This window comes from Burkholderia sp. 22088 (assembly GCF_052045915.1).
In the GTDB taxonomy this organism is placed as follows: domain Bacteria; phylum Pseudomonadota; class Gammaproteobacteria; order Burkholderiales; family Burkholderiaceae; genus Burkholderia; species Burkholderia cepacia.
The window spans coordinates 102,432-115,639 of the sequence record NZ_JBQEPY010000027.1; the positions used below are offsets into that span (position 1 = coordinate 102,432).

Annotated in this window: 15 protein-coding genes; 10 read left to right on the plus strand and 5 right to left on the minus strand. The window is 70.0% G+C overall.

All coding sequences use genetic code 11. From position 1 onward, the window contains the following. Positions 1-11: 11 nt before the first annotated feature. From bcsE to ACTJLD_RS38040, 6 genes are read left to right on the plus strand one after another with little or no spacing between them, the layout of a single operon-like run. The gene (gene bcsE / locus ACTJLD_RS38015) at positions 12-1,991 is read left to right on the plus strand and encodes a cellulose biosynthesis protein BcsE (protein WP_440661370.1); all 1,980 of its coding nucleotides are present in this window, start codon (positions 12-14) and stop codon (positions 1,989-1,991) included. Continuing rightward, positions 1,988-2,221 (plus strand): hypothetical protein, encoded by a 234-nt coding sequence (locus tag ACTJLD_RS38020; protein WP_226256043.1) that lies wholly within the window; start codon positions 1,988-1,990, stop codon positions 2,219-2,221. Before bcsE ends, ACTJLD_RS38020 begins: the two co-directional genes overlap by 4 nt. Continuing rightward, a complete protein-coding gene (bcsQ, locus tag ACTJLD_RS38025) occupies positions 2,218-2,994 on the plus strand; it encodes a cellulose biosynthesis protein BcsQ (protein WP_027787776.1) in 777 nt (258 codons plus the stop codon). Before ACTJLD_RS38020 ends, bcsQ begins: the two co-directional genes overlap by 4 nt. Next, complete coding sequence (gene bcsA, locus ACTJLD_RS38030) at positions 2,991-5,528, plus strand: UDP-forming cellulose synthase catalytic subunit (RefSeq protein WP_440661372.1); 2,538 nt, start codon at positions 2,991-2,993, stop codon at positions 5,526-5,528. Before bcsQ ends, bcsA begins: the two co-directional genes overlap by 4 nt. Before the next feature lie 27 nt (positions 5,529-5,555). Beyond that, positions 5,556-7,112: a cellulose biosynthesis protein BcsG gene (gene bcsG, locus ACTJLD_RS38035; protein ID WP_060312201.1), complete on the plus strand. Its 1,557-nt coding sequence runs from the start codon at positions 5,556-5,558 to the stop codon at positions 7,110-7,112. Next, positions 7,094-7,297 (plus strand): hypothetical protein, encoded by a 204-nt coding sequence (locus ACTJLD_RS38040; protein WP_027787773.1) that lies wholly within the window; start codon positions 7,094-7,096, stop codon positions 7,295-7,297. The genes bcsG and ACTJLD_RS38040 overlap by 19 nt, the downstream gene beginning before the upstream one ends. A gap of 60 nt (positions 7,298-7,357) precedes the next feature. Here the strand turns inward: ACTJLD_RS38040 and ACTJLD_RS38045 are convergent, their stop codons facing one another. From ACTJLD_RS38045 to ACTJLD_RS38060, 4 genes are read right to left on the minus strand one after another with little or no spacing between them, the layout of a single operon-like run. Further along, positions 7,358-8,260: a pirin family protein gene (locus ACTJLD_RS38045; RefSeq protein WP_059695728.1), complete on the minus strand. Its 903-nt coding sequence runs from the start codon at positions 8,258-8,260 to the stop codon at positions 7,358-7,360. Positions 8,261-8,292: 32 nt separating this feature from the next. Further along, positions 8,293-8,685, minus strand: a complete 393-nt coding sequence (locus tag ACTJLD_RS38050) for an OsmC family protein (RefSeq protein WP_021160831.1) — start codon at positions 8,683-8,685, stop codon at positions 8,293-8,295. Between the two features lie 47 nt (positions 8,686-8,732). Continuing rightward, positions 8,733-10,313, minus strand: coding sequence for a cation:proton antiporter (locus ACTJLD_RS38055; RefSeq protein ID WP_027787771.1), 1,581 nt, complete (start codon positions 10,311-10,313; stop codon positions 8,733-8,735). A 10-nt stretch (positions 10,314-10,323) separates the two neighbouring features. Then, the gene (locus tag ACTJLD_RS38060; protein ID WP_027787770.1) at positions 10,324-10,584 is read right to left on the minus strand and encodes a DUF1427 family protein; all 261 of its coding nucleotides are present in this window, start codon (positions 10,582-10,584) and stop codon (positions 10,324-10,326) included. Here ACTJLD_RS38060 and ACTJLD_RS38065 point away from each other — a divergent pair. Together ACTJLD_RS38065 and ACTJLD_RS38070 are read left to right on the plus strand one after the other, a co-directional pair. Then, complete coding sequence (locus tag ACTJLD_RS38065; RefSeq protein WP_138143315.1) at positions 10,583-10,858, plus strand: hypothetical protein; 276 nt, start codon at positions 10,583-10,585, stop codon at positions 10,856-10,858. The two genes, ACTJLD_RS38060 and ACTJLD_RS38065, sit on opposite strands and share 2 nt — an antisense overlap. A gap of 8 nt (positions 10,859-10,866) precedes the next feature. After that, complete coding sequence (locus ACTJLD_RS38070) at positions 10,867-11,553, plus strand: hydrolase (protein WP_440661377.1); 687 nt, start codon at positions 10,867-10,869, stop codon at positions 11,551-11,553. 22 nt (positions 11,554-11,575) lie between these two features. Here the strand turns inward: ACTJLD_RS38070 and ACTJLD_RS38075 are convergent, their stop codons facing one another. Beyond that, the gene (locus tag ACTJLD_RS38075; RefSeq protein ID WP_027787768.1) at positions 11,576-12,499 is read right to left on the minus strand and encodes a LysR family transcriptional regulator; all 924 of its coding nucleotides are present in this window, start codon (positions 12,497-12,499) and stop codon (positions 11,576-11,578) included. A gap of 117 nt (positions 12,500-12,616) precedes the next feature. On the opposite strand from ACTJLD_RS38075, the gene ACTJLD_RS38080 reads away from it, so the two are divergent. Then, positions 12,617-12,784, plus strand: a complete 168-nt coding sequence (locus tag ACTJLD_RS38080; RefSeq protein WP_021160826.1) for a DUF1427 family protein — start codon at positions 12,617-12,619, stop codon at positions 12,782-12,784. A 19-nt stretch (positions 12,785-12,803) separates the two neighbouring features. Next, positions 12,804-13,208: amidohydrolase family protein (locus ACTJLD_RS38085; RefSeq protein WP_440661378.1), on the plus strand; the 405-nt coding region annotated here is incomplete at its 3' end.

The window sequence follows — 13,208 nt, forward strand, 5'->3', positions numbered from 1 at the left end:
GGGAACGCGCCGTGAATACGGAAATCGATGCCACCCGTCCCGCGCTCGGCGCCGCCGGCCTGCTGGGCCGCCTGCGTGCGCTGCTGGGCGCGGGGCCGGCCGGCGGCCGCGCCGGCACGGTGAGCCGGCTCGCGATCGACGGCTTGCCCGACGCGTGGACGCAGCTGGAAGCGGGCGGCCTGTACGCGATCTACGCGGCCGGCGGTACGCCGGCCTGCGATGCGCTCGTGTGGGAGAGCGCACGGCAGGCGCGCACGCGCGACGTGACGGTCGTGCTCGCGCGCGACGCGGCGCACGTTGCCGGGCAGATGCGGGCGCGCGGCTTCGCGGACGGCGCGCATCCGGCCGGCTGGCCGCGCAACCTGAACGTGCTCGCGATGCCGCCCGCGCCCGCGGCCGATCCGGCCGGCGGTGACGGCGCCGGCACAGGCACGGGCGCGACGGCCGACGCACCGCGCCGCGCGGCACCGGGCCCGTTCGCGCGGCTGACCGGCGGCCTGCGCGCGATGAAGCGTTACGGCTTTCGCGCACGCTCGCTGTATTTCGTCGAGGGCGCGCAGCGCTGGTTCAGCTGGGACGACCCGATCGCGCTCGCCGACGAGGCGCACGCACTCGCCGACTGGTGCCGCACGCGCCGGATCGCGCTCGTGCTGCTGCTCGATCCCGAAGCGCCCCGCGCGGACGACGCGGCACGCACCGACGATGCACCGCTCGTGCGCGATGCGGATCGCACGCCGCGCAGCGGTTTCCACGGTATCTGCTCGGGCGTCGCGCAGTTGCAGCGCACCCACGGCGAGCTGCTGTGGATCGTCGATTTCTGGCGGGCGGGCGATACGCTCGCGGCCGGCGAGGTACGGCCGCTGCGTTTCGCGCCGGGCGGCCGGCTGTCGGCGAGCATCGACGGCGGCGCGACCGAGCCGGCGAACCGGATGAAGCTCGCGAGCGACGAGGATCGCGTCGTCGTCAGCCGCGCGGTGCTCGACGGCACGAACCGCGCGCCGCAGGGCTGGGAAATCGTCGAGGACAACGCGGCCGTCGTTGCCGCCTGCGCGCGTGCCCAGGCCGCGACCGCGGTGCTCGCGTTCCGTTCGCATGCGCAGCTCGAAGCGCTGTGCGCGGACGTGCACACGCTGCGCCGGCAGTGCGGCGGTGCGCTGAAGATCGCGGTCGTCGAGCGCGGCGAAGTGCTGCGCCAGCAGTTCGAGATGCTCGTGCTGAGCGTCGGCGCGAGCCGCGTCATCGCACGCGACCTGCCGGTATCGCGACTGCAGGGGGCCGTGCACGCACTGCGCGGCCAGCTCTATGCGCGGCCCGTCGCGGCCGACTATCGTGCGGCGCTCGCGGCCGCGCTCGGCGATTCGGTGCTCGGTTATCTGCCGGTCGGCGCGTTCTGCCTGCGGATTCGCGCGGTGCTCGATCGCGGCGCCGTGCTCGCGCTGCCGCACACGCTCGCGAAGATCGCGCTGCTGCCCGGCGTGTCGCACGTCGACGCGCTGCGCCATTGCCGCCCGCGCCGCGCGGGCGACGTCGTGACGGCCGATGCCGCGCACCTGTACGTGTTCCTGTTCGCGTGCGAACCGGCGGACGCGGAGGACGCGCTCGCGCGCATCTTCGACGTGCCGGTCGACACGCTGTCCGACCGCGTCGTGTGTCTCGGGCAGGGCAGCATCGATACCGAACTCAACGCGCTGAAGGCCGAGAACCGGCGTGCGCCGATCGCCGACTACAGCGATTTGTTCGGGACCGCGCAGCCGGCGGGCGCCAGTCGCGCCCCGCTCGCGCGCACCGGGCCCGGCGACGCGTTGCCCGACGCGAGCGAAGTGAGCGGTGCGATCGACGCGATCGATACGATCGTCGCGCTCGAGGCGATCGGTGCGACGCCGGCCGCCGCGGCCGCCGATGCTGCGGCGCCGGAACCCGTCATTCTCGCCGCGCGCAAGCGCAGCGCCATCCGCAGCGCGATGCCGCTGCGCAAGGAGGGGGTCGCATGATCGCCGAACTCGTCATCGGATTCATCGTCGGCATCGCGATCGCGGTGCCCGTGTGGATCGTCGCGCAGCATCTCGGCGTCGGCCGCGGCTTTCACGCGCCGCGCGGGATCGACCGGCGTGACGCGGTGCCGTGCGAACTCGTGCCGGTCGCGCTGCGCGGACGGCTGCTGCCCGACGCCGGGCGCGAGCGTGGCGAGCATGACGAACGTCACGGCGAGGCGGCCCGATGAAGACGATCGCGATTACGTCGACGACCGGGGGCGCGGGCCGCACGACGCTCACGGCCGCGCTCGCGGTGCTGCTGGCGCGCCGCGGCCGGCCGGTCGTCGCCGTCGAATTCGACGCGCAGAACCTGATGGGCGCGACGCTCGGCCTCGACACGCTGGCCGAGCACGGCCTCGCGCAGAGCGTGCTCGGCGGCGCCGAGCCGTGGCATGCGCACACGTGGCGCAACGCCGATGGCGTGCTGTTCGTGCCTTACGGGCAGGTCGACGCGGCCGGCGCAGCCGCATGCGATGCGCGGCTCGCGGCGGATCCGGCGTGGCTGTCGCGCGCGCTCGACGAGATCGCGTTGCCGGCCGACGGCGTCGTGCTGATCGACACCGCGCGCTATCCGTCGACGCAGGCCGAGCAGGCGATTCGCCGCGCGGACCTGACGCTCGTCGTCGTGCCGCCCGAGCCGGCCGCCTGCGCGACGACGGCCGCGCGGCTCGATGCGCTCGGGGCGGGCGGCGAACTGCACATCGTCGTGAACCGGCTGAATCCGGCGCGCGACATGCAGCGCGACGCGCTCGCGATGCTGCGTGCGGTCGCGGGGCCGGCGTCGATGCTCGAGCAGCGCATCCACGTCGATGCGGCCGTGCCCGAAGCGCTCGCGCGCGGCAGCTGGATCTTCGACGACGCACCGTATTCGCAGGCGTCGCACGACCTGAACGGCGTCGCGAACTGGGTCGATACCTGGCTGGCGGCACGCGCGGCCGTTCGCCGCGGAGCGGCGCGATGAACGCGCGCATCGCGCCGCGCCTGCGCGCATTCGGACGCCGCACGGCCGACTGGATCGCGCGCGGCATCGGCTTGCCCGCGCAACGCACGCTGGTCGACTGGCTCGTGCGGCTGTTCTTCCACGCCCCGCCGCCCGGCCGGCCCGATCACGTGCGCCGCTGGGTGCGTGTCGCGTCGCTGCGGCTCGCGCAGGAGTGGGGCGTGCTGCAGCCGCTCAGCCCGCGCGAATGGCTGTGGCGTGCGATCGTGCGGGCGCCGCGCGCGGCCGACGGCCGCCCCGCGCGCGATCCGCTCGCCTGGTTCGACAAGACCGTCGTGCCCGTCTACGTGGCCGGGCGCGCGGTCGGCCGGCGCATCAACGCGTTGCTCGAGCGTCTGCCATGGGTGCGCTGGGGCGGCTGGCTCGATGCGCGCGCGAACGGCGTCGGCCGGCGCCGCTGGCTCGCGCCGCTGCTGCTGGTGGCCGGCGCACTGCTGTGGGCCGCGGCCGGGATGTCGCCGCTGATGCCCGGCGCGCAGTTCGCGTTCTTCGCGATCGTCGCGGTGCTGGCGCTCATGCTGCGCCGCCTGCCGGGCCATCTGCCGACGCTCGCGCTCGCGTCGCTCGCGCTGCTCGCGACGGTGCGCTACGTGTGGTGGCGCACCACGCAGACGCTCGATTTCCGCAGCCCCGTCGAGGCCATCGCGGGCTACCTGCTGTACGGCGCGGAAGCCTATACGTGGATGATCCTGCTGCTCGGCTTCGTGCAGACCGCGTGGCCGCTCGACCGGCCGATCGTGCCGCTGCCCGACGATCCCGACACCTGGCCGACCGTCGACATCTACATCCCGACCTACAACGAGCCGCTGTCGGTCGTGAAGCCGACGGTATTCGCCGCGCAGAGCATCGACTGGCCGAGCGCGAAGCTGCGCGTGTACCTGCTCGACGACGGCCGGCGCCCCGAGTTCGCGGCGTTCGCGGCCGAGGCCGGCATCGACTACCTGACGCGCGACGACAACCGCCACGCGAAGGCCGGCAACATCAACCGCGCGCTGCCGAAGACGCACGGCGAATACATCGCGATCTTCGACTGCGATCACGTGCCGACGCGCTCGTTCCTGCAGACGACGATGGGCGTGTTCCTGCGCGACCCGAAGTGCGCGCTGGTGCAGACGCCGCACCATTTCTTCTCGCCCGATCCGTTCGAGCGCAACCTCGGCACGTTCCGCGAGATCCCGAACGAGGGCAACCTGTTCTACGGCCTGGTGCAGTCGGGCAACGACCTGTGGAACGCGACGTTCTTCTGCGGCTCGTGCGCGGTGCTCAAGCGCAGCGCGCTGGAAGAGGTGGGCGGCGTCGCGGTCGAGACCGTGACCGAGGATGCGCACACGGCGCTCAAGCTGCACCGGCGCGGCTATACGTCGGCGTACCTGCCGACCGTGCAGGCGGCCGGCCTCGCGACCGAAAGCCTCGCGGGCCACGTGAAGCAGCGCACGCGCTGGGCGCGCGGGATGGCGCAGATCTTCCGCATCGACAATCCGTTCCTCGGGCGCGGGCTCGGCCTGATCCAGCGGATCTGCTACGGCAACGCGATGCTGCATTTCTTCTACGGGATTCCGCGGCTCGTGTTTCTGACGATCCCGCTCGCGTACCTGTTCTTCCACCTGTACTTCATCAACGCGTCGTCGCTGGCGCTCGCGAGCTACGTGATCCCGTACCTGGTGCTCGCGAACGTCGCGAACTCGCGGATGCAGGGGCGCTACCGCCATTCGTTCTGGGCCGAGGTCTACGAGTCGGTGCTCGCGTGGTACATCGCGCTGCCGACCACCGTCGCGTTCTTCAGCCCGAAGCACGGCAAGTTCAACGTGACCGACAAGGGCGGCAAGATCGACGAAGGCTACGTCGACTGGTCGACGTCGAAGCCGTATCTCGTGCTGTTCGGGCTGAACGTGCTCGCAATCCTCGCCGGCATCTGGCGGCTCGTGGTCGACCAGGGCGACGAGGCGTCGACGATCCTGATCACGCTCGGCTGGACCGTGTACAACCTCGCGATGCTCGGCGCCGCGCTCGCCGTCGCGCGCGAGACCAAACAGGTGCGCGTCACGCACCGGATCGCGATGCGCGTGCCGGCCACGCTGCTGCTCGCCGACGGCTCGACGGCCGCATGCTTCACGAGCGACTACTCGACGGGCGGCCTCGGTCTCGAAGCGGTGCCGGGGCTCCCGGTCGCCGTCGGCGACACGCTGACGGTGTGCGTGACGCGCGGCGACCGGCCGTTCCCGTTCCCGGTGCGCGTGAGCCGCGTGACGCCGACCCATGTCGGCGTGAGCTTCGAGGAACTGACGCTCGAACAGGAGCGCCAGCTCGTGCAATGCACGTTCGGGCGCGCGGACGCGTGGCTCGACTGGCACGAAGGCCAGCGCGTCGACACGCCGCTCCGCGGGCTGAAGGAAGTGCTGCGCATCGGCCTGGACGGCTATGTACGGATGTGGAAGGGTGCGGCGCGCGGCCTGCAGGCCATGCTGGCGCCGAAACTCGATCGGGCGCGCGACTGACGCGGCGCTCATCATGGAGTGGGTTAGATGACGTTCTGGAATCTGTATTTCATCCTGAAGTTCGCGCTGTTCGCGACCGGGCACCTGCAGCCGTTCTGGCTCGCGAACCTCGCGTTCGCGGTGGCGCTCGCGATGAGCGCGCCGATCCGGCGGCGTGCGTGGCGCATCGTCCGGCAGGTCGTCGCGATCGCGATCGCGGTGCCGCTGCTCGCGCGCGAGCTGCATGCGCCGCCGCTTGCCCGTCTCGCCGAGGCCGCGCGGGAAGTCAGCACGTTCCGTCTCGACTACTGGATGGAGCTGCTGCCGCGCCTGCTGCCGCCCGTGCTGGTGCTGACGGTGGCCGGCGTGCTGATCGTCTACTTCATCGTCAACCGCTGGCTGCGCGTCGCGACCTTCGTGCTGGCCGTGCTGGTCGTGATGCCGCTGTGGCAGGCCGGCAGCGGGCTGATGGCGCGTGTCGTCGCGCCGCTTCCGCAGCAGGCGAACGCGGCGGGCACGACGCTCGCCGGCCAGCCCGAGGACCACAACGCCGCGCTCGCGACGTTCCGCACGCAGGAGTCGCAGCGACAGGTCGCGTTCGGCCACCTCGGCAGCGATCCGGCCACACAGTTCGACGTGATCGTGCTGCACATCTGCTCGCTGTCGTGGGACGACCTCGATGCCGCGAAGGCGCGCAACCATCCGATGCTGAGCCATTTCGACTACCTGTTCTCGAACTTCAGCACGGCCGCGAGCTACAGCGGCCCGGCGGCGATCCGCGTGCTGCGCGCGAGCTGCGGGCAGGAAGCGCACGCCGACCTGTACAAACCCGCGCCGCAGCAGTGCCACCTGTTCTCGCAACTGGCGAGCGCCGGTTACTCGGTGCAGTCGCTGCTGAACCACGACGGCCACTTCGACAATTTCCTGCAGGTGATCCACGACAACATCGGCGTGGCCGACGCGCCGATGATCTCGAACGCGGCCGCGCCCGTTGCGATGCACGCGTTCGACGGCTCGGCGATCAAGGACGACTACACGACGCTCGCGAACTGGTATGCGCAGCGCGCGTCGGTGCAAGGCCCGGTCGCGCTGTACTACAACACGATCAGCCTGCACGACGGCAACCGGATCGTCGGCAGTTCGCTGACGAGCATCGACTCGTATCCGCAGCGCGTGACGAAGATGATGAACGACTTCGACCGCCTCGCCGACCTGATCGCGCAATCCGGCCGCCGTGCGGTGATCGTGTTCGTGCCCGAGCACGGCGCCGCGCTGCGCGGCGACAAGTACCAGGTCGCGGGCCTGCGCGAGATCCCGACGCCGCGCATCGTGCACGGGCCGGTGGGCGTGCGGCTCGTCGGCTTTGCCGGCAATCACGGCGCGACGACCGTGATCGACCAGCCGACCAGCTTCCTCGCGCTCGCGCAACTGCTGTCGAACCTCGTGTCGAACAGCCCGTTCAAGCCGGGCACGACGCTCGCGCAATACGCGGCCGACCTGCCGCGCACGCGGATGGTCGGCGAGAACGAGGGCACGGTGACGATGCAGACGGCCGAGGGTTACTCGGTGAAAACTCCGGATGGCGTATGGATCGACGAACAGTAATGCTGCACGGTGACGGCGACGACGATCGCCTGTCGCAACCGAACGACGTGCTCGGCCTCGCGCGGCATCTGCCCGCGCTCGATCCCGGGCGCTATGTCGACGAGCAGGCGCGCCGTGCGTTCATCGAGTCGCTCGACCGCTGGCCGACACTGGCGAAGCTGATGGGATTGAAACCGTCGACGTAAGACGGACGGGACGACGGCCGGCATGCGTGCCGGCCGTCGGTTGCCTGCGGGCGATCCTGCCTATTGGGCCTGTTGCGCCTGTTGCGCCTTGCGTTCCGGCTGGCGCGTCCATTCGTTTTCTTCGCCCGGCACCTTGCCGAAGGTCTGGTCGGCCCACGCGGCGCGGGCCGCGTCGATCTTCGCGCGCGTGCTCGACACGAAATTCCATTCGATGAAACGCTCGCCCGGCAGGTGCGCACCGCCGAGCAGCATCACGCGTGCGCCGCTTGCGCTGGCGAGCGCCACGGTCGCACCGGGTTCGAGCACGGCCATCGTCGCGGGGGCGAGCGGCGTGCCGTCGATGGCGAGGTCGCCGTCGACCAGGTACACGCCGCGTTCCTCATGTTCGGCATCGAGCGCGAGCGTGCCGCCTGCCGCGAATTCCGCATACGCGTAGAGCGTCGGCGAGAACACGGCGACCGGCGACGCGAGCCCGAACGCGGTACCCGCGATCACGCGCACGGTCGTGCCGTCACGTGTGAACGACGGCAGCGTGTCGGCCGGATGATGGACGAACGCGGGCGTGGTGTCTTCATGCTCGACCGGCAGCGCGACCCAGGTCTGGATCCCGTGCACCGGCTGCTCGCGCGGCCGGTCTTCGTCGGGCGAGCGCTCCGAATGCACGATGCCGCGGCCGGCCGTCATCCAGTTCACGTCGCCCGGCACGATCTTCTGCCGGAAGCCGAGGCTGTCGTGATGCATCAGCGAGCCGTCGAACAGGTAGGTGACGGTCGCGAGGCCGATGTGCGGATGCGGCAGCACGTCGATGCCGCGGCCGGCCGGCAGCACGGCCGGCCCCATCTCGTCGAAGAAGATGAACGGGCCGACGAGGCGCGCGGCGCGCGCGGGCAGCACGCGGCGCACGACGAGGTTGCCGATGTCGCTTTCGCGCGGCGTGAGCAGGGTCTTGATCGAGGCGGACATGGTGGGGATTCTCGTGGTCGATACGGGGCGCGTCAGGCGATCGCCGTGTCGATGGTGATCGGATGCGAGAGGATCTTGTGCACCGGGCATGCGTTCGCGATCTGCAGCAGGCGTTCGCGCTGTTCGCCGGACAGGTCGCCGTCGAGCGTGATGCGGCGCACGATCGTGCTGCCCGCGCTGCCCGATTCGTGCGCGAGCTTCACGTGCACTTCGGCGAGCGGCCAGCCCTTGCGTTGCGCATACATCTTCAGCGTGATCGCGGTGCATGCGCCGAGGCTCGACAGCAGCAGCGCGACGGGCGTCGGCGCGGTGTCGCCGCCGCCGAGCGGCGTGGGCTCGTCGGCGCGCCACTGGTGGACGCCGTCGGTGAAGTGGACGAGGTAATCGACGGCGCCGATGCTTGCTTCGACGGACAGTTCGCTCATTGCGGTTCCATAAGGAGAAAAGGGGGAGGCGGCGGCTTGGCCGGGCTTCAGGGTTCGAGCAGGCGCTGCAGGCGCAGCTCCTCGAAATCGAGTTCCGATTCGATCCGGTGCAGCACCGTGTCGTCGACCTTGCCGTCGCGATGCAGGTCGAGCAGCGCGCGGCGCGACACGCCGACGAGATCGAGTTCGACGCGCAGCATGCGTGCCCGCACGTTGGCCGGTTCGGTGCCATGACGATGCGCGCGTTCGTTGAAGGTCACGCGGTTCCGGTATTCGGCGAGCAGGCGGTCGAGCGAAGGGCGTTCGAGGCTCGACCCGCGCTGTTCGAGCGCGTCGAGTTCGGCGAGCGCCGCGCCGAACGTGTGCGCGCGCACGGCGTGTTCGGACATCGTGTGCCGCGCGGCCGGGCGCAGCTTCAGTACGCGGATCAGCGGCGCGAGCGTGCCGCCCTGCACGACGAGCGTCGCGATGATCAGCAGGAACGTGCTGAACAGGATCAGGTCGCGGCCGGGGAAGGTGGCCGGCAGTGCGATCGCGGCCGCGAGGCTCACGACACCGCGCATGCCCGACCAGCCGAGCACGACGGCTTCGCGCCACGACCACGGAGCGTGGCCCGCGCGCGGCGCGCGCAGGCGGCCCGGCAGCCACATCGCGACGAACACCCACACGAGGCGCGCGCCGATCGCGGCGGCGGTGGCGGGCAGCGCGACGCGCAGGCCGGCCATCAGCACCGCGCCTTCGTGGTTCACGCGTGCGAGGATCGCGTGCAGCGCGAGGCCGATCAGGATGAACACGAGCGCGTCGAGCACGAACACGATCGCTTCCCAGGTCGCCTTCGCCTTGATCCGCATGTCGGCGTCGAACACGCGATGCTGGCGCACGCCGAGCACGAGGCCGCAGGTCACCACCGACAGCACGCCCGAGCCGTCGACGGCTTCCGCGATCCCGTAGCTGCCCCACGCCATCGCGAAGGTCACGACGATGCCGAGCATCGGGTCGCGCAGGCGCGGCAGCACCCAGCACATCGCATGGCCGCACGCGAGGCCGACCGCGATGCCGATCAGCGTCAGCGAGAAGAACAGGCCGGTGGCGCTGGCGGCCGTGATCGATACCGCCAGCGCGGCCGACACGGCCATCTGGTACAGCAGCAGACCCGACGCATCGTTGACGAGGCTCTCGCCTTCGAGCACCGCGACGAGCCGCGCGGGCAGCGGGTGGCGCTGCAGGATCGCCTTCGCGGCAACCGCGTCGGGCGGCGACACGATCGCGCCGAGCGTGAAGCAGGCGGCCCACGGCAGCGCCGGGTTCACGGCATGCACGGCGAGCGCGACCGCGACGGTGGTGAACACCACCGCGCCGAGCGCGAGCGACGCGATCGATGCGAGCTCCTGCCGGAATTCCTTCCACGCGGTGTAGAACCCGCTCGACATCAGCAGCGGCGGCAGCACGGCCACGAGCAGCAGCGCCGGGTCCATGTCGGGCACACGCTTGCCGGCGACCGCGACCACGCAGCCGCCGAGCAGCAGCACGACGGCCGGCGGAATCGAGATGCGTTCGGCGAGCCACGTGAGCGCGCCCGCGCCGCAGATCAACAGCAGCAGGTAATGAAACAGTTCGACGTTGGTCATGAGCCTGGCGTCACGACGGCTTGCGGTCGTTGGCGGCGCCGCCCGGCAGCGTACCGAACATGTGCTGGCTGCATTGTGCGTCGCGCCATGCGGTATTGAGCCGGTGGCCGGACAGCATCCGGCGCGCGAGCGGGAGGATCTGCTCGCCGGCCAGCATGCCGAGCAGGCCGAGGAGCGCGATGATCGGCGGCGCCGGCGAATTCACGCCGAGCGCGCCGTAGATGACGCCGGCGAGGATGCCGGCGAACAGCGACAGAAAATACGGTTTCATGATGAAAACCTCTCGTGATAGGCTGATCGGGCGCGAAGGCGGTGCCTTCAATGTGCTGGAAGCGTATCGGGTTTACGTGCGGAAAAAAAGGGCGGACAGCCCTCGGAGACCCCCTCTTTCGGAATTCGATCGATTCCATTTCTTGGATGTTCGAGCCGCGACTTTTCCGATTAAATGGCTGCAACCGGAACACGCCAATCCGGAGCAACGCACAGCCGGCTCCTCCGCCATCCCGGTCGAGGCAAGCCTTGAACGTTTCCAGACCAAAGGATGATTCGCGCCATGAGCAACCCCAAGCTTGAAGTTCTCACTCCCCAAAATAGCCAGATCATCTTCATCGACCAGCAGCCGCAGATGGCGTTCGGCGTGCAGTCGATCGATCGCCAGACGCTGAAGAACAACGTCGTCGGGCTCGCCAAGGCCGCGAAGGCATTCAACATCCCCACCACGATCACGACGGTCGAGAGCGACAGCTTCTCGGGTTACACCTACCCCGAACTGCTCGACGTGTTCCCGAACCAGAAGACGCTCGAACGCACGTCGATGAACTCGTGGGACGACCAGAAGGTGCGCGACGCGCTGGCCGCGAACGGCCGCAAGAAGGTGGTCGTGTCGGGCCTGTGGGCGGAGGTCTGCAACACGACGTTCGCGCTCTGCGCGATGCTCGAAGGCGACTACGAGATCTACATGGTGGCTGACGCGTCGGGCGGCACGTCGAAGGACGCGCACGACTACGCGATGCAGCGGATGATCCAGGCCGGCGTCGTGCCGGTCACCTGGCAGCAGGTCGCGCTCGAATGGCAGCGCGACTGGGCGCGCCGCGACACCTACGACGCGGTGATGGCGATCGCGAAGGAACACTCGGGCGCGTACGGGATGGGTGTCGACTACGCGTACACGATGGTCCACAAGGCCGCCCAGCGCACCGCGACGCCGCACGAGTCGATTCCGGCCGTGCCGGCGAAGTAACCGGCCGCATGCTGCCGCCCGGTCAGACGGGCGGCAGCGCCCACGGCGCGTGCGACAGGTGTTCGACGAGAAAGTCGAGCAACGCCGTCACGCGCGCGGCGCGCAGCATGCCGGGCGGCGTGACGAGGTTGACGTTGATATCGGGAATTTTCCAGTCATGCATCACTTCCTCGAGCGCGCCGCTTTGCAACTCGTTCCACACCAGGAACGACGGCTGCAGCGCGAGGCCCTGGCCGGCGATCAGCGCGGGGCAGAGCACGTCGGCGTTGTTCGCGCGAATGCGCCCGCGCACCGGCACGCCGAATTCCTCGCCCGACGTCTTGTGGCGGAAGCGCCAGTATTCGGGTGTCGGAATGTTCGTGTAGGTCAGGCATACGTGCTGGTCGAGTTCGCTCGGATGAGTCGGCCGGCCGTGCCGGTCGAGATACGCGGGCGACGCGACGAGCGGCCGGCGCACCGCGCACAGGCGGCGCGCACGCAGCGACGAATCGTTCAGTTCGGCGATCCGGATCGCGACGTCGAAGCCGCCGGACACGATGTCGACGAAGTGATCGGTCAGCACGAGGTCGACGTCGACGCGCGGATAGCGTTCGAGAAACGCGGGCAACAGCGGCGCGAGATTGCACAGGCCGTAGGACATCGGCGCGTTCACGCGCACGAGGCCGTGCGGTTCGAGCGCATGCGCGGAGGCTTCGCCTTCGATCAGCTCGGCATCGGCGAGCAGCCGGATCGCGCGATCGCGCAGCAGCTCGCCGGTCGGCGTGAGCGACAGCTTGCGCGACGTGCGGTACAGCAGCATCGCGCCGAGGCGCTTTTCCAGGCGGGCGATCGCTTTCGACACGGTCGGTTGCGATACGCCGAGCAGGTCGGCAGCCTTGGCGAACGAACCGGTCTCGGCGACGCGCGCGAAGATGGCCCAGGCTTCGAGATCGGGAAGATGTTGCATGGCTGGAAGGCGTGGCGGGCAAGCGAAGCGGGTGGGGCGGCAGCGGATCGCGCCGCGTGCGCATGGCGCCCGTGCGGGCGGAAATGCGGGTCATTCTAATCCAGTCGTGAGGAGCGTATGGAATCGTATGTCGTTTCATTGGGTGCCGGCATGCTGGTCGGCGTCATGTACAGCGTGGTCAAGGTGCGCTCGCCCGCACCGCCGCTGATTGCCCTGGTCGGGCTGGCCGGCATGCTGGCCGGCGTCGCGGCCGTCGCACCGGTCCGTCACTGGCTCGGTTTCTGACTGGATCGAGGACACATTGATGAACGCACCCGCCACTCAACCGGATCTGATCCTTCACAACGGAAGGTTCACGACCCTCGACCGCGCGAACCCCGGCGCGAGCGCCGTCGCAATCAAGGACGGCCGCTTCGTCGCGGTCGGCCACGACGCGGACGTGATGCCGCTCGCGGGCCGCGCGACGAAGGTCGTCGATCTCGGGGGCCGCGGCGCGCTGCCGGGCCTGATCGACAACCACTGCCACGTGATTCGCGGCGGCCTGAACTACAACATGGAACTGCGTTGGGACGGCGTGCCGTCGCTCGCGCTTGCAATGGACATGCTCAAGCGGCAGGTGGCGATCACGCCCGCGCCGCAATGGGTGCGCGTGGTCGGCGGCTTCACCGAGCACCAGTTCGCCGAGAAGCGCCTGCCGACGATCGACGAA